The following is a 21326-nucleotide window of genomic DNA, read 5'->3' on the forward strand; positions in this document are numbered from 1 at the left end:
TCGTGCGAGTAGGTGTCCTTGCGTACGAAGGTTGCCTCGCGGCCGAGATCTTCGTTTTCACCGACCTTCTCCTGATCGCGAATCGGGTCGCTGATGGAGCGTCCGCTGACCCCTTCGAGGTATCGGTCATCGCAGCGTCCGGCACGCCCGTCGTTGCGGCAGGTGGATTTTCGCTCGGCGTGCAGGAGGGGCATCACGACATCGATCACCTGGTTGTGCCGGGGTTCGACCTCGTGCCGTCCGAAGACCCTGCGACGCGTTTGTCGCTGTGGGACAGAGAAATCGAGTTCATCCGTGCGTGCGAGGCGCGCGGCGTTCGGGTGTCGTCGGTCTGCGTCGGCGCGTATCTGCTGGGCGAGGCGGGACTGCTCGACGGACGCCGATGTACGACGTCGTGGCTGTACGGTGCGGACCTCGCAAGTCGTTACCCCGGTGCGATGGTTCGAACCGACTCATTGATCGTCCAGGACGACGGCGTCACCACCACTGCGGCGTTCACTGCCGCACTCGACCTCGCAACAGCACTCGTGCGCGAGCATCTCGGCGACAAGATTGCGCGAACGACTGCGAGAATTACTCTGGCGCCGGAAAACCGAACCAGTCAATCTCCGTACATCGTCGACTCGATACTGCCCGTCAAACACACACAGTTCGCCGACGACGTCGGAAGTTGGTTGGTCGAACGGATGGCGGAGGCTTACGACTTGGATCTGCTGTCGGATGCATTTCACCTCAGCACCCGAACCATGCTTCGGAAGTTCAAGGACGAGACCGGGGAATCGCCGCGCAGTTATCTGCAGCGTGCACGGATCCGAAAAGCGAAACGGTTGTTGGAATCGACCGACTGGTCTCTCGGAAAGATCCTGGGGCACATCGGCTATCAGGATCCTGGAACCTTCCGTCGCCTGTTCACCGACCGCGTCGGCATCAGCCCGGCCGACTACCGAAAGCGATTCCGCAACGGCGGCACCGGATAAGGCGTGTGGCGAGCCAGCCCGAAAACGTGGCGAACCGCCCTCTTCTGTAGTTGATCCCGCCGCCGAAAGACTGTGCAGAGGAATTGTTTCGACTACTGAGAGGGCTCACCGTGCCGAACCGGAGCATGACCGAAGACGATCCGCTCGAAGACTTCGACCGTCGAACGATCACCATCGACGCAGTGGCGAAGTCCGTGTACGTGGCCGGCGCCGGTCCCGCAGTTATCGTCATGCCGGAGATGCCGGGCATCAGCCCGCATGTAGCGCGATTTGCCCGCTGGGTGCGCGACGCCGGTTTCACTGTCTTCGTTCCGTCACTGTTCGGGCGCGCCGGAGCGGTCCCCACAGTGGACGAGGGGCTGACGGTGTTCAAGAGAGCCTGCGTCAGTGCGGAGTTCCGCGCCCTCGCTGTCGACGAACCGAGTCCGGCGGTCCGTTGGCTGCGCGCACTCGCCGCTTCGGCACACGAGGAGTGCGGCGGTCCTGGCGTTGGCGTGATCGGGATGTGCTTCACCGGAAACTTCGCGTTGTCGATGATGCTCGAACCCTCGGTCATCGCGCCGGTTCTCGCCCAACCGTCGTTACCGCTCGACCGACCGGACGAAACCGACAGCGGGCCCGAAGAACTCGAAGCCGTGCGCTCGAGACTCGAGGCCGAAGACCTCACGGTGCTCGCATACCGGTTTCAAGGTGACCCGTTCTGCCGCGCACAGCGATTCGCGGCCTACTCGAAGGCCATGGGCGAGCGCTTCGTCGGAAAGGTACTGCCCGACGAAGCGGCCAACGCGACAACGTCACCGTTCTTCGAACACGTCATTGCCAATCCACACAGCGTGGTGACGGCTCATCTCGTCGACGAGGCGGGATCGCCCACCACCGTCGCTCGAGACGAGATTCTGCAGTTCTTCCGCGAGCGGTTGCTCGCGGAACGAACCAGCGATCAGTGAAGCTTGGTCATCCAGCCGTGGGTGTCGGCGAAGGTGCCGCGCTGAATGCCCGTGAGGGTGTCGCGCAGTGCCATCGTCACTTCACCCGGCTCGCCGTCGGCGATGGTGAACTCGCCCTCGGCGGACTTGACGCGTCCGACGGGGGTGATGACTGCTGCTGTGCCGCAAGCGAAGACCTCGGTGATTTCACCGCTCTTGCACTTGGTGCGCCATTCGTCGGTGCTGATCTTGCGCTCCTCGACAGCGAAACCGGAATCGGCGGCAAGGGCGAGCAGCGAGTTGCGCGTGATGCCTGGCAGCAACGAACCGGACAGCGACGGCGTCACGAGGCGAGCGTCGGGGCCGGAGCCGAAGACGAAGAACAGGTTCATTCCACCCATTTCCTCGACGTACGTGCGCTCGATGGCGTCGAGCCAGACCACCTGGTCGCAACCCTCGTCGGCGGCTTGCGCCTGGGCGAGGAGCGAAGCGGCGTAGTTGCCGGCGAACTTGGCCGCGCCGGTACCGCCGGGGGCCGCGCGAACGTATTCGGTGGACAGCCACACACTGACCGGCTTGACGCCGCGCGGGAAGTACGCACCGGCGGGCGAGGCGATCAGCAGGTAGCGGTACTCGTCGGCGGGACGGACACCGAGTCCGGCTTCGGTGGAGAACATGAACGGACGGAGGTAGAGCGCGTCCTCGCCACCGGCTGCGGGAACCCAGTCGAGATCGACGTCGATCAGTTCGGTGATGGAATCGATGAACATCTGCGACGGGAGCTCCGGCATGGCCAGACGGCGCGCAGATGCTGCGAAACGCTCGGCGTTGGCCTCGACGCGGAACGAGCTGATCTCGCCACCCGGCTGACGGTATGCCTTGAGGCCCTCGAATATGGCCTGTCCGTAGTGCAAAACCATTGCGGCCGGATCGAGCTCGATGTTTCCGTACGGCAACACCTGGGCGTCGTGCCAGCCCTTGCCCGCGGTGTAGTCGATCGAGACCATGTGGTCGGTGAAGTGCCGCCCGAAGCCGGGCGCCGCCAAAATGTCACGGCGCTCGGCGTCGGACTTCGGGGACGAGCTCTGAACACGAACGAAATCGGCGGCACCTGTCATGGGCGCAATCCTATCGAACGTGAAAAAGCTCTCTACTTGGTGTTGGTCTCCACGAACGGAGGAGACACCACGACGCACCGAAGAGCACGACCACGGACGTCGACTTCGATCTCGTCGCCGGCCGAGACATTGGCACCGGAATCGAGGAGCGCCAACGCAATTCCCACTTTGAGCGAAGGCGAAAACGTCCCCGAGGTGGTCTCGCCGATTGCCTCGCCGTCACGCAGAACACCGAGGCCGGCACGAAGCACGCCGCGATCGAGAGCCTTGATCCCCCAGAGTTTGCGAGCCGGGCCGGCAGCCTTCTCGTCGGTCAAGGTCTCTTTGCCCCAGAATGTCGGCTTCTTCCAACCGATCGCCCATCCGCAGCGCGCTTCGAGCGGAGAAATCTCGAGCGAAAGCTCATGCCCGTGCAGCGGATAACCCATCTCGGTACGAAGAGTGTCACGAGCGCCGAGTCCGGCGGCCTGCCCACCCTCGGCGCGCACTGCCTCGAGAAGCGCACGGAACAACGGCTCGCTGTCCTCCCACCGCGGCAGGAGTTCGTAGCCGACCTCACCGGTGTAACCGCTGCGGCACACACGAACAGGCACGCCGTTCCATTCCGCATCTTCGTACGCCATGTACTCGATCTCGGTGGGAAGTCCCAGCGCCGTCAGAACCGCCACCGATTTCGGACCCTGCACAGCCAGCACACCGTAGGCACGATGCTGATCCTCGACGGTGATTCCGTCCGGTGCGAGGGCGACCAGAGCCGCAACGACGTCCGCGGTATTGGCCGCGTTCGGGACGAGGAAGATCTCGTCGTCGCTGACGTAGTACGCGATGAGGTCGTCGATGACACCACCGGACTCGTTGCAGCACAACGTGTACTGAGCCTTACCCGGCCCGATCTTGTTCAGATCGTTGGTCAGTGCGGAGTTCACGAATTCTGCGGCGCCCGCGCCACGCACGACGGCCTTGCCGAGGTGACTGACGTCGAAGAGTCCGACATTCTCACGCACAGAGGTGTGTTCGGCCACGACGCCGGCGTACGAAACCGGCATCTGCCATCCCCCGAACGGCGCGAACGTCGCGCCGAGTTCGACGTGGACGGGGTGGATCGGGCCCTGCAACAGTTGTTCGTCGGTCATGGCCCACAACCTATCGGACTTCGCCGATCGAAACATGTCCGCAGCGAGAGCTCACCCGGCCGCGACGATCGCCCCGTCCGCAAACGGCAAAGGGCCTAACATCGACTCAGGCATCCGCCAGAACCGGACGCATCGCACACTCACCTCACAGGAGACACCTTGAGCACTCGCACAGCCCGATCGTTGGGACCCGACCTCGTTCTCGCCGGCACAGTCGCCAAGCGCGCAGAGATATTGGTCGTCGGTCTGACGTCGGGTCCGGACGGCCCCGAGATCGCACTCAGCGAAGGCATCGTCGCCGAAGACGTGCTCGCCGAGATCCTCGACAGCCTCATCGCCGTCGGCGCCACCGGCAAGCCCGAGCAGCTCACCCGCGTCCCGGCACCGAGCGCGCTGTCGGTCACCAGCGTCCTCGCCGTCGGACTCGGCTCCGCCGACAAGCTCGACAGTGAGCAGATCCGCAAGTCCGCGGGCGCTGCAGCCCGCTCGCTGTCCGGCATCGACACCGTCGCAACCACGCTCTCGATCCTCGATCTCGGCGCAGCCGCCGAGGGATTTGCGTTGGGCGCGTACAGCTTCACCGAATTCAAGTCGTCCATGACGGCTCCCGGTCCTGATTCGCAGCCACTGGCCCGCGTCGAACTTCTGGTGCCCTCGCCGCGCACCAAGGAGACCAAGGCAACGCTGGCACGGTCGGCAGCGATCGCCGAGGCTGTCGCCACCGCACGCGAGTTCGTCAACACTCCCCCGAGCCACCTCTACCCCGCCGAGTTCGCCGCGCGCGCCAAGGCACTGGGCGTCGAGGCCGGGCTCACCGTCCAGGTGCTCGACGAGAAGGCACTCGAGAAGGGTGGCTACGGCGGAATCATCGGCGTCGGCAAGGGCTCGTCACGCCAGCCGCGTCTCGTCCGCCTCGAATACGCGTCGAAGAAGCGTGGAGCCCGCAAGGTCGCACTGGTGGGCAAGGGCATCACCTTCGACACCGGCGGAATCTCCATCAAGCCTGCCGCCGGGATGGAGAACATGACCTCGGACATGGGCGGCGCCGCAGCCGTCATCTCCACCGTCGTGCTCGCCGCCAAGCTCGGTCTGCCCGTCAACGTCGTCGCATACGTCCCGATGGCCGAGAACATGCCGTCCGCAACCGCGCAGCGTCCCGGCGACGTGCTGACCCAGTACGGCGGAATCACCATCGAGGTCGTCAACACCGACGCCGAGGGCCGTTTGATCCTGGCCGACGCGATGGTTCGCGCGGGTGAGGACAACCCCGACTACATGATCGACACCGCAACCCTCACCGGTGCGCAGATGGTGGCGCTCGGCAACCGCACCCCCGGCGTCATGGGCACGGACGAGTTCCGTGACCGCGTCGCCTCCATCTCGCAGAGCGTCGGCGAGAACGGTTGGGCCATGCCGCTGCCCGAGGAACTGCGCGGAGATCTCGACTCCAAGGTCGCCGACATGGCCAATGTCACCCCGCACCGCTGGGGCGGCATGCTGGTCGCCGCTCACTACCTCAAGGAATTCGTTCCCGAGGGTGTCCAGTGGGCGCACATCGACGTCGCAGGTCCCGCGTACAACACGTCAGGGCCGTGGGGTTACACCGGCAAGGGCGGCACCGGCGTTCCGGTTCGCACGATGATCTCGGTCCTGGAGGACATCGCGGTCAACGGCTGACCACTTGCTGTGCGCCTTTATTAACCCCCCGCGGTTAATAAAGGCGCACAGCAGTTCAGGCGCCGTCGCGCAATTCCTGCTCTCGGGCCCGCTTGCGTTCGATTCGCTTACGCTCGTCGTGATCGCGCATACGCTGCGGATATCCCGTTTTTCGGACGTCATAGACGGGGATCTTCAGGTCTTGTCCCAATTTGCGGGCACCACGTTCGCCGCCGACACGACGACGAGTCCACTCCCCGTCCTTCGCGACGAGGACAACGGTCACCTCGGTCACCGTCGTCTGCGGTTCCACATATGCCTCGACGCCTTCGTGCGAGTGCGCCCAATTCGCCAGATGATCCGCATCACTCTGCGCTGCGGCCTGAGCCGCACTCGGCGGACGCTTGAAACGATCGAACAGTCCCACGGTCGTACCCTCCTCGGTACCGACGCCGCGGATGCACCCCGGCGATATGTCAAGTTTGCCAGGCGATGTCCGTTGTGCCTGCGCACGACATACCGTTTGGTCCGCTTACGACGTTACAGCCGCACCCCCAACGCATACCTACTCGCCAGTAGCCGACACACCCGAAACGGACGGCATCCCCCTCATCGGACACGCCCGGCGTATCAATGGAAAGATGAACGACGGTGACGCCGCGCCCGCGCGTCGACATCGGCAAAATAGCTACAAGTAGCCGCACGTCGCGCGCCACTCGAGCACAATGCATTACGACCACAAGTCGACAAAATTCAACAACCCGAACACAACTGTCGAGGAGTCAAAAGACATGGCCTTCTCCGTCCAGATGCCAGCCCTAGGTGAGAGCGTCACCGAGGGAACTGTCACACGGTGGCTCAAGCAGGAAGGAGACACGGTCGAAGTCGACGAACCCTTGCTCGAAGTCTCCACGGACAAGGTCGACACCGAGATTCCGTCTCCCGTCGCCGGCGTCCTGACCAAGATCGTCGCGCAGGAAGACGACACCGTGGAAATCGGTGGCGAGCTCGCCCAGATCGGTGAAGCCGGCGAAGCCGCAGCACCCGAGGCAGAGGCACCCGCCCCCGCCGCAGAGGAAGCTCCCGCCGAGGAAGCCCCGGCTGCCGAAGCTCCCGCCGAAGAAGCTCCCGCCGCCGAGGCACCCGCTGCTTCCGGCGGTTCCGCTGAAGGCACCGCCGTGACGATGCCCGCCCTCGGCGAGTCCGTCACCGAAGGCACCGTCACCCGCTGGCTCAAGGCCGTCGGCGACGAGGTTGCCGTCGACGAGGCGCTGCTCGAAGTCTCGACCGACAAGGTCGACACCGAAATCCCGTCCCCCGTCGCCGGAATCCTGCTCGAGATCAATGCGCAGGAAGACGACACCGTCGAGATCGGTGGCCAGCTGGCCGTCGTCGGATCCGGCGCACCCGCCGCGGCTCCGGCACCCAAGGCCGCTCCCGCAGCACCGGCCGCTCCGCCGGCACCCAAGGCTGAAGCACCGAAGGCTGAGGCACCCAAGCCTGCTGCCGCACCGGCCGCACCCGCTCCGAAGCCTGCTGCAGCTCCCGCACCGGCGGCCGCACCCGCAGCTTCCGGCGACAGCAGCCCGTACGTCACCCCGCTCGTGCGCAAGCTCGCCACGGACAACGGCGTCGACCTCGCGACCGTCACCGGCACCGGCGTCGGCGGCCGCATCCGCAAGCAGGATGTGCTCGCCGCTGCGGAGGCCAAGAAGGCTCCCGCCGCCGCTGCTCCTGCTGCAGCACCCGCGGCCGCACCGGCCGCCACCGCAGCCGCAGGCGTCCGACCGGAACTGGCACACCTGCGCGGAACCACGCAGAAGGCCAACCGTATTCGGCAGATCACGGCCACCAAGACGCGTGAGTCGCTGCAGAACACCGCTCAGCTCACGCAGACCTTCGAGGTGGACGTCACCAAGATCGTCGCCCTGCGGACCCGCGCCAAGGCCGGCTTCATCGAGCGCGAAGGCGTCAACCTGACGTTCCTTCCGTTCTTCGCCAAGGCAGTCGTCGAGGCGCTGAAGTCGCACCCGAACATCAACGCCAGCTACGACGAGGCTGCCAAGCAGATCACCTACTACGACGCTGAGCACCTCGGCATCGCAGTGGACACCGATCAGGGCTTGCTCTCCCCCGTCATCCACAACGCCGGCGATCTCGGCCTTGCCGGTTTGGCTCGCGCCATCGCCGACATCGCGAAGCGTGCACGCTCGGGTGGCCTGAAGCCGGACGAGCTCTCGGGTGGAACCTTCACCATCACCAACATCGGCAGCCAGGGCGCGCTGTTCGACACCCCGATCCTGGTACCGCCGCAGGCGGCCATGCTCGGAACCGGCGCGATCGTCAAGCGCCCGATGGTGGTCACCGACGAGAACGGCAACGAGTCCATCGGCGTTCGCTCGATGATCTACTTGCCGCTGACCTACGATCACCGTCTGGTCGACGGCGCCGACGCCGGCCGATTCCTCACCACTGTGAAGCAGCGGTTGGAAGAAGCCTCGTTCGAAGCTGATCTGGGCCTGTAAGCAACTGCTCGGCCGGCCGGGGCGTCATCTCCATCAGGAGGTGGCGCCCCGGCTTTTTCAGTACGGTCGGATATACACGGTCGGATATCGAAGCAGGCTGAATCGAAGGAGGCTTTCCGAATGCGAGTAGTCATCGCCGGCTCGTCCGGTTTGATCGGAACGGCCTTGGTGTCATCGTTGCGTTCCGACAACCACGACGTCGTACGTCTCGTGCGACGCTCGACCGCTGGACCCGACGAATCGCGTTGGGACCCGGACCAGGACCGTCTGGACCTCTCCGTCCTACAGGGCGCTGACGCCGTCGTGAACCTCTGCGGCGTCGGCATCGGCGACAAACGGTGGTCGGGTTCCTACAAGCAGGCGATCCGTGACAGCCGCATCGTCGCGACCGATGTCCTGGCCGAAGCTGTCGCAAGTCAGAAGGTTCCCGTACTCGCCAACGCGAGCGCCGTCGGCTACTACGGCGACACCGGCGACAAGATCGTCGACGAGGATTCGCCGGCAGGCACCGACTTTCTCGCCACGACGTGTCGCGATTGGGAAATTGCCACCGAGCCCGCACGCAAGGCGGGAGCCCGCGTGGTCAATCTGCGCTCGGGCGTCGTGATTTCACCCCACGGCGGCATGCTCGGTCGGCTTCGGCGCCTATATTCGTTCGGTCTCGGTGGGCGACTGGGCAACGGTCGCCAGTACTTTCCGTGGATCTCACTCGAGGACGAGTGCGACGCGATCAAGTTCGCGCTCACGAATTCCGAAATCTCCGGTCCCGTCAACCTGACCGGTCCGGCACCTGTCACCAACGCCCAGTTCAACGACGCCATGTCCCGTGCGGTCCACCGACCGGCTCCCTGGATCGTTCCCGGGTTCGCACTTGAAGCGTTGATCGGAGAATTCGCCAAGAGTGGCATCCTCGGTGGCCAGCGCGCCATTCCCGCGGCCTTGGAAAAGGCGGGATTCTCCTTCCGCCACAACACGATCGGGGAAGCGCTGGCGGCCGCACTCGGATGATTCCGAAGTCGGGCGTAATCTCTACGTCCATGAGCAGCGCTGACGTTTCCGCCCGGTTCTCGAAACTGCCGATCGCCGTCGAGCAACTCGGTTTGATCGACTACAACGCCGCGTGGGACCGCCAGCGTGAGCTCGCGGCAGCGCGGGCAGACGACATCGGACCGGACACGCTACTGCTCCTCGAACACCCGCCGGTGTACACGGCAGGACGACGCACGGAACCCGAAGACCGTCCCGTCGACGGCACACCTGTCATCGACGTCGACCGCGGCGGGAAGATCACCTGGCACGGCCCCGGCCAGCTGGTCGGATATCCGATCGTGAAACTGGCCGAGCCCATCGACGTGGTGCGATATGTCCGACGCATCGAGGAAGCACTGATCACGGTGTGCACGGACCTCGGCCTGAACTGCGGGCGCATCGACGGCCGCTCCGGCGTCTGGCTGCCCGCCGAACTCGCAAACGGGCAATGGAAGCCCGAGCGCAAGGTTTCTGCCATCGGCGTGCGCGTCCAACGGGGCGTGGCACTGCACGGCTTCTCCCTGAACTGCAATTCGGTCCTGACCGGATTCGACAACATCATTCCCTGCGGCATCCGTGACGCCGGGGTGACGACGCTGTCGCATGAACTCGGTCGCGACGTCACCGTGGACGAAGTCACTCCCGCTGTGACCGAGGCAGTGATCGCTGCTCTCGACGGAACCATGCCCGTCACCGAACGGAACGTCGAGCGCGTCACCTTCGAAAGCGCCTCGCCTACTCCGACTTTTACTACCGTTCAGTACAGCTGACGGGCTCGCCCGAACCCCGTTGCAGTAATCACCGGGCGTAGGATCACTGTCGTGACTATCGCCCCAGAAGGACGTAAGCTGCTCCGTCTCGAGATCCGAAACGCGGAGACGCCCATCGAACGCAAACCCAACTGGATCAAGACCCGCGCAAAGATGGGCCCCGAGTACACGGAGCTCAAGGGCCTGGTCAAGCGTGAAGGTTTGCACACCGTCTGCGAGGAAGCAGGCTGCCCCAACATCTACGAGTGCTGGGAAGACCGCGAAGCCACGTTCCTGATCGGCGGCGAGCAGTGCACACGCCGCTGCGACTTCTGCCAGATCGACACCGGCAAGCCCGAAGCCCTCGACCGCGACGAGCCCCGTCGCGTCGCGGAAAGCGTTCAGGCCATGGGGCTTCGGTACTCCACGATCACCGGCGTCGCCCGCGACGACCTCCCCGACGGAGGCGCCTGGCTCTACGCCGAGACCGTCCGCAAGATCCACGAACTCAACCCGGGCACCGGCGTCGAGAACCTGGTGCCGGACTTCAACGGCAAGCCGGAACTGCTCGACGAGGTCTTCGCCTCACGCCCCGAGGTACTCGCACACAACCTCGAGACCGTCCCCCGCATCTTCAAGCGGATCCGTCCGGCATTCCGGTACCAGCGAAGCCTCGACGTCATCACCGCAGCACGCGACTACGGACTGGTCACCAAGTCCAACCTGATCCTCGGTATGGGCGAAACCCCTGAAGAGGTCACCGAGGCGATGGCAGATCTCCACGCCGCCGGTTGCGACATCCTCACCATCACCCAGTACCTGCGACCCTCGCCCCGGCACCACCCCGTCGAGCGGTGGGTCAAGCCCGAGGAGTTCGTCGCACACTCCAAGGCTGCAGAAGAGATGGGCTTCGCCGGCGTCATGGCCGGTCCGTTGGTTCGCTCGTCGTACCGCGCCGGCCGCCTGTATGCGCAGGCCATGGCACATCACGGCCGTGAACTTCCCGAGGCGCAGCGTCATCTGACCGAGGGCGGAGACGCTTCCCAGGAAGCCAGCTCACTCATGGCGCGCCTGAATCGCTGATCCACTTTTTGCTGTGCGCCTTTATTAACCGCGGGCGGTTAGTAAAGGCGCACAGCAATGGACGTATCCTGGGTACATGGCGAACGGCAGCAAATCCGGTAAGGGCAAACCCACCAAAGAGGCAAAGGCTGCAGCGAAGGCTGCCCGCAAGCAGGCTTCCAAGGAACGCAGAACTCAGCTCTGGCAGGCGTTCCAGATGCAGCGCAAGGACGACAAGCTCCTTCTGCCGCTGATGATCGGCACCCTGGTGGGTGCGGCTCTGGTCTTCTTCCTGGTCGGTCTCATCTGGGGCCTTCAGTGGTTCTTGCTTCCGATCGGCATCGTTCTCGGCCTCCTCGGCGCCTTCATCATCTTCGGTCGCCGCGTCCAGAAATCGGTGTACAAGAAGGCTGAGGGCCAGGCCGGCGCCGCCGCGTGGGCACTCGACAACATGCAGGGCGCGTGGCGCGTCACGAACGCCGTCGCCGGCACCACCCAGCTCGACGCCGTTCACCGCGTTGTCGGACGGCCGGGTGTCATCCTCGTCGCAGAAGGTTCGCCGCAACGCGTCAAGGGCCTCCTCGCTCAGGAGAAGAAGAAGACTGCGCGCCTCATCGGCGACACCCCGATCTACGACATCATCATCGGAAACGACGAGGGTCAGGTTCCGCTCTCGCAGCTCCAGCGCTACCTGAACAAGCTACCGCGCAACATCGACACCAAGCGCATGGACAACATCGAAGGCCGACTCGCTGCGCTCAGCGCACGCGGCGGCGGAGCAGCGCTTCCCAAGGGACCGATGCCCGGAGGCGCGAAGATGAAGGGAATGCAGCGGACCATTCGTCGTCGCTGACACTCCCCCACAGCAAAACGAAAGACCCGGGCCCATACGGACCCGGGTCTTTCTTCGTTCGAGAAGTTCGTGTTAGCGCGACTTCACGAGCAAAGTGCCGGTCGCGCGGTCCTGCATACCGCGACCGTCGATGTCGGTGATCGTCGCGGGAATCACGAACACGAGAAGTGCCTGACGCCCGAGCGCGCGCACGAAGCCCACTCGAATCGGGCCTTCGATTCGCGCGACCTGAAGTCCGAGAACGAATTGCCCCGGTGTGAAGTTGAACAGCGCCACGGTGACGACGCCGACAGCGAACCACACCATCAGCGTGATCGTGGAGGTCATACCGTCGAAGAAGTCACCGGTGATGAGCGAGGCCACTCCCACGGCCATTACCCAATCCACCAACAGTGCGGCGATACGACGACCCGAACCGACCAGCGATCCGGGGCCCTCCTGGGGGAAGCCGAGAAACTCGCCGCGATAAGACTGCTCACGACCGTCCGCATTCTTCGGCAAAGCTGCTTCAGGCCCAGAGAGCCAAGTTCCGGTGATTCGTGCCATGCTGTCCAGGATAGGCGTCGCAGCACCGTAGTCCAGATTTGCCGCGTTTTAGCTGTGTGGCCGGTCACATGGACTTCGGAAATCCCCAGGATGCTGCGACGCGTAACACTGCCGAAACAAAGGGTTGACGAGCGGGCAACACCAGCTCCCTACCGTCTGCCTCGACGGATTCAACCGACATCACTTGGCTGAAGCGACTTAAGGAGCACAAGCGTGGCGTTCACCACGGCCGAAGAGGTCATCAAGTACATCGCGGACGAGAACATCGAGTACGTCGACATTCGGTTCAGCGACCTGCCCGGCGTCCAGCAGCACTTCTCGATCCCGGCGTCTGCTTTCAACCAGGATGTGTTCGAGGACGGCCTCGCGTTCGACGGATCTTCGGTCCGCGGATTCCAGTCGATCCACGAGTCCGACATGATGTTGCTTCCCGACGTCACCACGGCGCAGATCGATCCCTTCCGCAAGGCGAAGACCCTCAACATCAACTTCTTCGTGCACGACCCGTTCACCCGTGAGTCCTACAGCCGCGACCCGCGCAACGTTGCCCGCAAGGCCGAGGAGTACTTGGTCAGCACCGGCATCGCGGACACCGCATTCTTCGGCGCCGAGGCCGAGTTCTACATCTTCGACTCGGTTCGCTACGACTCCGGCATGAACTCCGCTTTCTACGAGCTGGATTCCATCTCCGGTTCCTGGAACACCGGCGCAGAGACCAACGCCGACGGTTCCCCGAACCTCGGCTACAAGGTTCGTGCCAAGGGCGGCTATTTCCCCGTCGCTCCGTACGACCACTACGTGGACCTGCGCGACGAGATCTCCACCAACCTGACCAACGCGGGCTTCGAGCTCGAGCGCGGCCACCATGAGGTCGGCACCGGCGGACAGCAGGAGATCAACTACAAGTTCAACACGCTGCTCGCAGCGGCCGACGACCTGCAGCTTTTCAAGTACATCGTCAAGAACACCTGCTGGCAGCACGGCAAGTCCGCCACCTTCATGCCGAAGCCGCTCTTCGGTGACAACGGCTCGGGCATGCACGTACACCAGTCCCTGTGGAAGGACGGCAAGCCCCTCTTCCACGACGAGTCCGGCTACGCAGGCCTCTCGGACATGGCACGCCACTACATCGGCGGCATCCTGCACCACGCTCCGTCGCTGTTGGCCTTCACCAACCCGACGATCAACTCGTACCACCGTCTGGTGCCGGGCTACGAAGCTCCCATCAACCTCGTGTACAGCCAGCGCAACCGCTCGGCAGCTGTCCGTATCCCGATCACGGGCAACAACCCGAAGGCAAAGCGTCTCGAGTTCCGCGCACCCGACTCCTCGGGTAACCCGTACCTCAACTTCGCTGCACAGATGATGGCCGGCCTGGACGGCATCAAGAACAAGATCGAGCCGATGGCTCCGGTCGACAAGGACCTCTACGAGCTTCCCCCGGAGGAGGCGCGCAACATCCCGCAGGCTCCGACCAGCCTCGAGACGGTCATCAACCGCCTCGAAGCCGATCACGAGTATCTGACCGAGGGTGGCGTCTTCACCACCGACCTGATCGAGACCTGGATCTCGCTCAAGCGTGAGCAGGAAATCGCTCCGGTCAACCTGCGTCCGCACCCGTACGAGTTCGAGCTCTACTACGATGTGTGATCCGCTTGACCCGCTGACCAGCACCGGAAGCTAGAAAACGTCCCTTCGGTACGCAGTCAGTACGCAGTAGTTTTGACCGAGTCCATCCGCTTCGTGATCACAGCATCGATCGCCAAGCGGGTGGACTCGTCTGCATCCGGCCACAATTGCCAGTCGCGATCAGCGGTGAGGGCAGAGAGTGCGGCTGATCATCGCAGCTCCAAGCTTCACGTGGTCCATATCAACGGTTGCCCAAAGCGTCCCAGCCTCACATCCGGGGAGCAATTTGCTTCGCGCCACGTAACACCGGCCCCTGGTTCTCCTCGCTTCAGCTGTCTCGGGCTGGGAGTCTCCGAGCGCCACCGAGTTTGCCAGTGCGACGGACGATCCGGCGATCTAATCCGAAACGACAATCCGTTACATACGCGGGATCCTGCACAGTGCAAGTAAGATGGACGTACGAAACCACGATCAACTCGGGGCTACTTGCAACCACCAAGTCGTGAACCTCTTGAGTCGAGTACGGATGCGGCCCCGCGGCGAGTCTGTCCAGACGGGACGACCTGGTGCAGGACCCAGCGGGGTATACGCGGGCTGGACGTGGTGTGCAGGCTGTACCAGCGTGCCGAACACCGAGTTGGCCCAGTCGAGAACGGGTTTGGTGGACCGAATATTGAAGGTAATGGCCGCGATGTGGTCAAGTTCAACGCAGTCGTTGCTCCTTCGCATGATCTCGGTGACCACTCTGACATTCCACCCGCTACCCATATGAGGTCCTCGGCGTCCGCCGAAGAACAACGCGAGTCGGGCGTTTTGTCAATCAGCAGATCGGATGATTTCGAATTCCTTGCTTCCATAGTTTCGGAACCGGGCGACGCGTCTCGGGCCTGCATCCGGGCTTTCACGCGGCGTCCGACGCAGAATCGGTAGAGGTCGATGATTCAGACTCCACACCACCGAGAGCCGCGAGCGCATCATCGAGCAGCCGCGTGATCGAGGTGGTGATCGACGTGCAGCTGCTCTCGATCTTCACGGCAGACTTCTGGATCGTCCCCGCGGTCTTCTTCACGGCGTCGATCGCCTCGAGCTGGACCACGGCCTGGCTGATCTTCTCCTCAGCCGTGGCGATCTCCTGCGCACCCGACCGCGTCGCCACCGTCAATGCGCTGGCACGCAACAGCATCACAACGGTGCGCAGCAGGTCCTTGTCGTCAGTATCGGGATCGAAGGCCAGAACGATCCGGCGACGGTCCAGCATCCGAACCGACTGGCCGCCGTTGTCATCGATGGAGCGCACAAAGCCGAGTGAGGCATGTGCACACCGGTTGCGTTCTGCCTCATCGAGATACGAGGTCCACTCGCGCTTGGCCGATGAGTCGGTCATCTCCACGACGAGGCGTGCGGCACCACCGTTGACGATGAAGACCCCGTCACCCTTCTTGCTGCGCGGAACCTCTCCCGTCACGGCACCGGTGTCGACGTACTCGTCGCCGAGTCCGGCGGCGATCGATTCCAACAGCGTGTGCATCTGGTTGGCGTAGGTGTCGCCCTTGATCGGGCTCACCTTGGCGATGGTCGCTTTCGCCTCCTGCACCTTGACCGCGGTGGCGATCTCGTCGAGCCGACGCCCGACCTCGGTGTGCTGCGTGGTCATTTGCTCGGTCAGCTTGTCCTGGCTCTTGGCCAACTCGGCGGCGTGCTTCGCCATCGGTGATGACGGGTCGCTCGGGTCGAACTGTTTGGCGGCCGTGGCCAGCAACTGGGTGGCACTGGCCGAGACCTTCGTGTCGATGTCGGCCGCGAACTTGGTCAGCAACGGTGCGAGCCGGCTCACCACTTCGGGATCGGTCCCGCTGAAGACCCGTTTGAGTTCAGCATCGATCTCCTTCTTCGCGGTGGAAACCGACTCGGTCAGAGCCTTGCGGGTGGCGGCGTCGGCCTCACGAAGCGCGCGCTGAGCTTGTTCGGTCGCCTCGGCGACCGTCTTGGCTGCAGCCTGCACGGTCTCGCCGGTGAGCTTGGCGGCCTCGGCCGTCGACGAGGTCGTCTTGTTGCCCAGGTCGGTGATCATGCGCTCGATGGCCTGAGCATCCTGTACCTGTCCAGTGGCCGAGAGCGCGTGCGCCCCGATGATGATCGCCTTCATAGCGAACTGAGTCAGGTCTGCGCTGGTCAAAGCATCCTCATCGTCGATGAGCGAGCCGCGTTCGCCGGAGGTCCAACGCTGGGCCTCGCGAACCACGTCGTGGTCGATCACTGTCAGATCGGTGATCACGACGCCGTTTAGATCGTCGGTGAAATGTGCCGAGATGGGGTTGCTGGTCATGGAAATCTCCTGTGCTTGTCGAGTGGTGGCACCGCCTTCCGGTGTCGATCCCAGAATTGATCATCTGTGCCGTGTTGGCGATGTTGGACACTGATAAGCCCGATTATCGGCAATGACTGTTGGCGACTACAGGCTGACACCGTAAGTTGATGGCACACCACCGGCATGCGAGAGGAGGCAAGCGAATGGACACCCTGACGATGACTGACATCGCGACCTTGGCTCGCGTAAAGCGTCCGGTGGTGAGTATGTGGCGCAAGCGTCCCATCGTGCGCGGCGAGTCGATGCCGTTCCCTACCGCAGTCACCTCCGTCGACGGCATCGAGCGTTTCAGTAGGGCCGACATCGTGGAGTGGCTCGACCGCACCGGCCGCGGGAACAATGTCGACGGACACCGTCTCGACGCCCCGGGGCTCACGGTCCCCGCGGGACTGCTCATCGACGACGCGGTCACCTTGCTCTGCTGGTGCGCGGCAACCTCAGAAGACTTGAGCTCGACGTCCATATCGGAACGGCGCGAGTTCGCTCATGGCGTCGACCCGCGTGACGAGTTCCTGGCGCGAGAAATCGACGAGCTCGAGGTCGACGACAGTGCGCTGCAGTTCATCGACGACGTGGTCGGTGCTTCGTTCGGGTCGACCGACGCATTGGATCGTTTGGAGAACAGTCGGCTACGCCGCGACCATCCCGTTCGGGGTCTCACGCCCGATGCGATCGCACTGGTTCGATCGTGCGTCCGTGGCGCATCCGTCCATCTCGGCGTCGACGATGTGGTGCTCGCCCACCATGGTGATCCGTCACTCGCGTTGGCGGCGTGCGATGAAGGCGACCGTATTCATCTCTCCGGAACCGATGCCACTGTGCGGGCAGCGCGTCGGCGGGCGTTGTTGCGCGGCGTTGTCGTCGACAACACCCGACGAGGGCGTCCCATCACCGTCGCCTCGGTGGTCGGTCTCGATGTGGACGAAGCGCTGAACGCGGTCGATGACCTGACGGTGAGTCTGGAGGACGGCGATGTCGCGGTTATCCTCGGGTCGGCCGCCACGCTCAGCGACCATCAGAAGGGTCCACTCCAGACGCTTCGCGCTGAGGCGCTCCGCGTGGGGAATACCGTTGCTGCGCTTCGTCTTCCGCGCGGGATGTGGCGCGAGGCGGTGCGGCAGAATCTCGCGATGTGGATCTGCTGCGGGGGCGCTAAAGCCTCGGACATCCAGGTCGGCGACCTGGATGTCGGTGAGTCGATCGACCTCGACGATCTCGCGGCCGACGTTGCTGCGGTCGTCGGTGATGCGACGACCGGCAGGGCGTTACGGTACGCACGGTCGGTCACGCTGCCCCCGATTCTCGCGGGCGGAGCGGTCGTTGCCCCAGGTACTCGCGCGTCGGTGTTGCGTTCAGACGACGCGATGGGGCACGTCGAGCGCGTGCAGAGTGCGGCTATGAGGACCGCGGCGCCGATGCCCTCCCTCGACATTGAGGTGGCACCCGCGCCGGGCAGGTTCTCAGTGCAGACGCGATCGCTCGCCGAGTTGCAGAGCAATAAACGGATCGCGATTAAGGCGGGCAAGCGTATTCGAGCCGAGCATGCCTTGCCCGATGGGACAGTTGCCGTGCTTCCCGATAAGTCGATGTACTTCGATCCAGTCGATGCCGAGCGGCTCTACCCACGGTCGCGCACCGAGCCCGGCGACGTCATTTTCGTCGAACATCCACGACCGCAGGCCTGGGTCGATGACGCTGGAGGATCGTTGGTCGCTTCGCCGGCGAAGATCATCCGTCTCCGCTCCACGTCACCAGTGGGCTCACACCTGCTGGCTGCAATCATCACCACGATGGCGCCGCCGGGTACCGAATGGAAGTCGTGGCCCGTACCCGTGGTCGCCGACGCCGATGCGGTTCACCTCGAACAGATGCTCATCGAGATCGCGGCGTATCAGCAACAGACTGAAGCTCGACTTAACGCATCACGCGACCTCGCCACCGCGCTCATTACCGGCGTTGCCGCCGGCGCACTCGTTCTCGATCCCACGGCCGCGATGCCGATCACTCCCACTACCGAATAGAAGAGGAACGACATGGTTACAAAAAAGACGACGGCGCCGCTCGCCCCGTCAACGATGAAAGAACTCCGCGACACCCTGTGGAAGGCCGCGGACAAGCTGCGCGGATCGCTCTCGGCGAACCAGTACAAGGACGTCATCCTCGGTCTGGTTTTCCTCAAGTACGTGTCCGACGCGTACGACGAACGCCGTGCTGCGATTCGGGAGGAGCTAGCGGCCGACGGTCTCGATGACGATCAGATCGCCGACCTGATCGATGATCCCGAGGAGTACCAGGGGTACGGCGTGTTCCTCGTTCCGCCGGTTGCCCGGTGGACCTACCTCGCCGAGAACGCCAAGGGCACCTCTGCGCTCAGCGGAGCGCAGGAGCAGACCATCGGGCAACTCATCGATGATGCGATGGACGCGGTCATGAACGCTAACAAGTCACTGCAGGGCACTCTACCGCGAATCTACAACCGCGACAGTGTCGATCAGCGCCGGCTCGGTGAGCTGGTGGACCTATTCAATAGTGCGCGATTCAGCAGGCAGGGCGAGTATCGCGCCCGCGACCTGATGGGTGAAGTATACGAATACTTCCTCGGCAACTTCGCTCGTGCCGAGGGTAAGCGGGGCGGCGAGTTCTTCACGCCGCCAAGCGTAGTGCGGGTGCTGGTGGAAGTTCTCGAACCCACCCGCGGACGGGTGTACGACCCGTGCTGCGGTTCGGGCGGCATGTTCGTGCAGACCGAGAAGTTCATCTACGAGCACAACGGTGACCCGAAAGATGTTTCAGTCTATGGACAAGAGTCCATCGAGGAGACCTGGCGGATGGCCAAAATGAATCTCGCGATTCACGGCATCGACAACAACGGGCTCGGTGCCCGCTGGGGTGATACGTTCGCGCGCGATCAGCACGCCGGCATCCAGATGGACTTCGTCCTCGCCAACCCGCCGTTCAACATCAAGGACTGGACTCGGCGTGAGGACGACCCACGCTGGCGCTTCGGCGTGCCGCCAGCACGCAATGCCAACTACGCCTGGATCCAGCACATCCTGTCCAAGCTCGCGCCCGGAGGGAAGGCGGGTGTGGTGATGGCGAACGGATCGATGTCGTCGAATACCGGCGGTGAGGGCGACATCCGAGCGCAGATTGTCGAGGCAGATCTGGTCTCATGCATGATCGCGCTGCCGACGCAGCTGTTTCGCAGTACCGGAATTCCCGTGTGCCTGTGGATCTTTGCCAAAGACAAGACCGCAGGCGTGCAGGGATCGGTGGATCGCTCGGGTGAGGTGCTGTTCATCGACGCTCGCGAGATGGGCTACATGGTCGACCGCGCTGAGCGTGCGCTGAGTATCGAGGATGTCGTCCGCATCGGCGACGTCTACCACGCCTGGCGAGGTTCGGAGTCTGCTGAAGCCAAAGGCGTTGCTTACGACAATGTCCCGGGCTTTTGTAAGTCGGCCACGCTTGCTGAAATCAAGTCGGTCGGCTACGCGCTGACGCCTGGACGCTATGTGGGAACTCCTGATGTGGTCGATGACGGTGAACCGCTCGAAGAGAAGATCTCGCGACTCAAAGGCGAGCTGTTCGCTGCCTTCGACGAGTCGGCTCGGCTGGAGCAGATCGTCCGTCAGCAATTGGAGCGGGTCAATGGATGAATGGATCGAGAAGACGTGGGGGGATGTCCTTACACTTCAGCGTGGCTACGACATAACCAAGAGTGAGCAGTTCCTGGACGGTGAGGTTCCGGTGGTTTCTTCTGGGGGCATCAGCTCGTACCACAGCGAAGCCATGAGCGCCGGACCTGGCGTGATCATCGGCCGAAAGGGAACTCTAGGACGCGTCCACTTTGTCGATGGCCCTTTTTGGCCCCATGACACAACCCTTTGGGTCAAAGACTTCAAGGGAAATAATCCGAAGTTCACTTACTATGCACTTAAGCTCCTCACCCCCGGCGATATGAATGTAGGTTCAGCGAGCCCGACTCTCAACCGTAACCACGTGCATCCCCTGGGGGTTCTATGGCCGAGGGAATCCGCGACCCAAGACGGCATTGCGGAAGTTCTCGGTGCCCTCGACGACAAGATTGCCGCTAACGAGCGGGTCGCCCGCCTAGCCGATGAATTCTCGACCGCGATTTTTACACAATCCGCAAGCGAGCCGGGCTGCGAGCTCGCGAGTGTTGCGCAAGTAGTTATGGGTTCGTCGCCGCCGGGTACCTCATACAACGAGGTTGGGAATGGAACGCCGTTCTACCAGGGGGTCCGCGACTTTGGATTGCGATCACCGACACCGCGTGTGTGGACAACGTCTCCCGTGCGGCTGGCAGAAACCGGGGACACGCTCCTCAGCGTTCGCGCCCCGGTTGGAACGGTTAACTTGGCGCCGTCGGTTCTTTGCGTCGGACGCGGTCTCGCGGCGTTGCGTTCGAGAGTGGGTACCCCGAGCACGTTGTTCCAGCAAGTACGTTCAGCTACCGCCAGCTGGGTTGAGTTTAACTCCGAGGGGACAGTCTTTGGTGCGATTAATCGCAGCCAGTTGGAGCGCGTGAAAATTCCAACAGTCGATCCGGAGACCCAGCTCGAGCTAGAGGCCACGCTGACGGCGATTGGCGCCAGCCTTGCGGGCGTGGTTCATCAGTCTGTAGTGCTCGCTCGCACGCGCAACCAGCTGTTGCCACTGCTGATGTCGGGGCGGATGAGCGTTGCGTCCGCGGAGCGCGAGGTGTCGGATGTCGTGTAAAGAAATTGCCTG

General features: G+C 63.5%; 17 protein-coding genes. 12 read left to right on the forward strand and 5 right to left on the reverse strand.

Annotated features, from left to right (window positions below; all coding sequences use genetic code 11):
- The first annotated feature begins 2 nt into the window (after window positions 1-2).
- Both FEZ59_RS00885 and FEZ59_RS00890 read left to right on the forward strand, forming a co-directional pair.
- Window positions 3-977, forward strand: coding sequence for a helix-turn-helix domain-containing protein (locus FEZ59_RS00885; RefSeq protein WP_172932081.1), 975 nt, complete (start codon window positions 3-5; stop codon window positions 975-977).
- Between the two features lie 125 nt (window positions 978-1102).
- On the forward strand, window positions 1103-1924 hold the full coding sequence (locus FEZ59_RS00890) for a dienelactone hydrolase family protein (protein WP_030244849.1): 822 nt from the start codon (window positions 1103-1105) through the stop codon (window positions 1922-1924).
- Here the strand turns inward: FEZ59_RS00890 and FEZ59_RS00895 are convergent.
- Together FEZ59_RS00895 and gcvT are read right to left on the reverse strand one after the other, a co-directional pair.
- Window positions 1918-3021 (reverse strand): branched-chain amino acid aminotransferase, encoded by a 1104-nt coding sequence (locus FEZ59_RS00895; protein WP_003941766.1) that lies wholly within the window; start codon window positions 3019-3021, stop codon window positions 1918-1920. The genes FEZ59_RS00890 and FEZ59_RS00895 overlap by 7 nt on opposite strands.
- A gap of 32 nt (window positions 3022-3053) precedes the next feature.
- Window positions 3054-4154, reverse strand: coding sequence for a glycine cleavage system aminomethyltransferase GcvT (gene gcvT, locus FEZ59_RS00900; protein WP_003941726.1), 1101 nt, complete (start codon window positions 4152-4154; stop codon window positions 3054-3056).
- Between the two features lie 159 nt (window positions 4155-4313).
- Between gcvT and FEZ59_RS00905 the strand changes: the two genes are divergently transcribed.
- Window positions 4314-5831, forward strand: a complete 1518-nt coding sequence (locus tag FEZ59_RS00905; RefSeq protein ID WP_020908114.1) for a leucyl aminopeptidase — start codon at window positions 4314-4316, stop codon at window positions 5829-5831.
- Between the two features lie 55 nt (window positions 5832-5886).
- On the opposite strand, the gene FEZ59_RS00910 is transcribed toward FEZ59_RS00905, so the two are convergent.
- A complete protein-coding gene (locus FEZ59_RS00910; RefSeq protein ID WP_003941713.1) occupies window positions 5887-6237 on the reverse strand; it encodes a hypothetical protein in 351 nt (116 codons plus the stop codon).
- Between the two features lie 364 nt (window positions 6238-6601).
- Between FEZ59_RS00910 and sucB the strand changes: the two genes are divergently transcribed.
- From sucB to FEZ59_RS00935, 5 genes are all read left to right on the forward strand, one after another.
- Entirely contained in the window at window positions 6602-8335 is a 1734-nt protein-coding gene (sucB, locus tag FEZ59_RS00915) for a 2-oxoglutarate dehydrogenase, E2 component, dihydrolipoamide succinyltransferase (protein ID WP_172932083.1), read from the forward strand.
- Between the two features lie 120 nt (window positions 8336-8455).
- Window positions 8456-9343 carry a TIGR01777 family oxidoreductase gene (locus tag FEZ59_RS00920; RefSeq protein ID WP_019748921.1) on the forward strand — a complete coding sequence of 296 codons (888 nt, stop codon included), beginning with the start codon at window positions 8456-8458 and terminating at the stop codon, window positions 9341-9343.
- A 29-nt stretch (window positions 9344-9372) separates the two neighbouring features.
- Window positions 9373-10134 carry a lipoyl(octanoyl) transferase LipB gene (gene lipB, locus FEZ59_RS00925; RefSeq protein WP_029538295.1) on the forward strand — a complete coding sequence of 254 codons (762 nt, stop codon included), beginning with the start codon at window positions 9373-9375 and terminating at the stop codon, window positions 10132-10134.
- A 51-nt stretch (window positions 10135-10185) separates the two neighbouring features.
- Window positions 10186-11196, forward strand: a complete 1011-nt coding sequence (gene lipA / locus FEZ59_RS00930; protein WP_003941610.1) for a lipoyl synthase — start codon at window positions 10186-10188, stop codon at window positions 11194-11196.
- Between the two features lie 76 nt (window positions 11197-11272).
- On the forward strand, window positions 11273-12028 hold the full coding sequence (locus FEZ59_RS00935) for a DUF4191 domain-containing protein (RefSeq protein WP_003941625.1): 756 nt from the start codon (window positions 11273-11275) through the stop codon (window positions 12026-12028).
- A gap of 72 nt (window positions 12029-12100) precedes the next feature.
- Here the strand turns inward: FEZ59_RS00935 and FEZ59_RS00940 are convergent, their stop codons facing one another.
- Window positions 12101-12574 (reverse strand): RDD family protein, encoded by a 474-nt coding sequence (locus tag FEZ59_RS00940; RefSeq protein ID WP_172932084.1) that lies wholly within the window; start codon window positions 12572-12574, stop codon window positions 12101-12103.
- A 213-nt stretch (window positions 12575-12787) separates the two neighbouring features.
- On the opposite strand from FEZ59_RS00940, the gene glnA reads away from it, so the two are divergent.
- Window positions 12788-14224, forward strand: coding sequence for a type I glutamate--ammonia ligase (gene glnA, locus FEZ59_RS00945; RefSeq protein ID WP_003941609.1), 1437 nt, complete (start codon window positions 12788-12790; stop codon window positions 14222-14224).
- Between the two features lie 880 nt (window positions 14225-15104).
- Here the strand turns inward: glnA and FEZ59_RS00950 are convergent.
- Entirely contained in the window at window positions 15105-16529 is a 1425-nt protein-coding gene (locus FEZ59_RS00950) for a Fis family transcriptional regulator (RefSeq protein WP_172932085.1), read from the reverse strand.
- Between the two features lie 185 nt (window positions 16530-16714).
- On the opposite strand from FEZ59_RS00950, the gene FEZ59_RS00955 reads away from it, so the two are divergent.
- Genes FEZ59_RS00955 through FEZ59_RS00965 form a run of 3 tightly spaced genes read left to right on the forward strand, consistent with a single transcriptional unit; the run spans window position 16715 to window position 21314 of the window.
- A complete protein-coding gene (locus FEZ59_RS00955) occupies window positions 16715-18592 on the forward strand; it encodes a hypothetical protein (protein ID WP_172932086.1) in 1878 nt (625 codons plus the stop codon).
- Window positions 18593-18604: 12 nt separating this feature from the next.
- Entirely contained in the window at window positions 18605-20230 is a 1626-nt protein-coding gene (locus tag FEZ59_RS00960) for a class I SAM-dependent DNA methyltransferase (protein WP_172932087.1), read from the forward strand.
- On the forward strand, window positions 20223-21314 hold the full coding sequence (locus FEZ59_RS00965; RefSeq protein WP_172932088.1) for a restriction endonuclease subunit S: 1092 nt from the start codon (window positions 20223-20225) through the stop codon (window positions 21312-21314). The genes FEZ59_RS00960 and FEZ59_RS00965 overlap by 8 nt, the downstream gene beginning before the upstream one ends.
- Window positions 21315-21326: the final 12 nt, after the last annotated feature.

Source organism: Rhodococcus sp. MS13 (genome assembly GCF_013277835.1).
Lineage (GTDB): Bacteria > Actinomycetota > Actinomycetes > Mycobacteriales > Mycobacteriaceae > Rhodococcus_F > Rhodococcus_F erythropolis.

What these genes read in the sequence shown, in the direction of transcription:
- FEZ59_RS00965 (WP_172932088.1), top strand. Translation starts at nt 20,223, where the DNA reads ATGGATGAATGGATCGAGAAGACGTGGGGGGATGTCCTTACACTTCAG.
- lipB (WP_029538295.1), top strand. Translation starts at nt 9,373, where the DNA reads ATGAGCAGCGCTGACGTTTCCGCCCGGTTCTCGAAACTGCCGATCGCC.
- FEZ59_RS00955 (WP_172932086.1), top strand. Translation starts at nt 16,715, where the DNA reads ATGGACACCCTGACGATGACTGACATCGCGACCTTGGCTCGCGTAAAG.
- FEZ59_RS00935 (WP_003941625.1), top strand. Translation starts at nt 11,273, where the DNA reads ATGGCGAACGGCAGCAAATCCGGTAAGGGCAAACCCACCAAAGAGGCA.
- FEZ59_RS00940 (WP_172932084.1), bottom strand. Translation starts at nt 12,574, where the DNA reads ATGGCACGAATCACCGGAACTTGGCTCTCTGGGCCTGAAGCAGCTTTG.
- FEZ59_RS00960 (WP_172932087.1), top strand. Translation starts at nt 18,605, where the DNA reads ATGGTTACAAAAAAGACGACGGCGCCGCTCGCCCCGTCAACGATGAAA.
- FEZ59_RS00920 (WP_019748921.1), top strand. Translation starts at nt 8,456, where the DNA reads ATGCGAGTAGTCATCGCCGGCTCGTCCGGTTTGATCGGAACGGCCTTG.
- FEZ59_RS00950 (WP_172932085.1), bottom strand. Translation starts at nt 16,529, where the DNA reads ATGACCAGCAACCCCATCTCGGCACATTTCACCGACGATCTAAACGGC.
- FEZ59_RS00895 (WP_003941766.1), bottom strand. Translation starts at nt 3,021, where the DNA reads ATGACAGGTGCCGCCGATTTCGTTCGTGTTCAGAGCTCGTCCCCGAAG.
- sucB (WP_172932083.1), top strand. Translation starts at nt 6,602, where the DNA reads ATGGCCTTCTCCGTCCAGATGCCAGCCCTAGGTGAGAGCGTCACCGAG.
- FEZ59_RS00890 (WP_030244849.1), top strand. Translation starts at nt 1,103, where the DNA reads ATGACCGAAGACGATCCGCTCGAAGACTTCGACCGTCGAACGATCACC.
- gcvT (WP_003941726.1), bottom strand. Translation starts at nt 4,154, where the DNA reads ATGACCGACGAACAACTGTTGCAGGGCCCGATCCACCCCGTCCACGTC.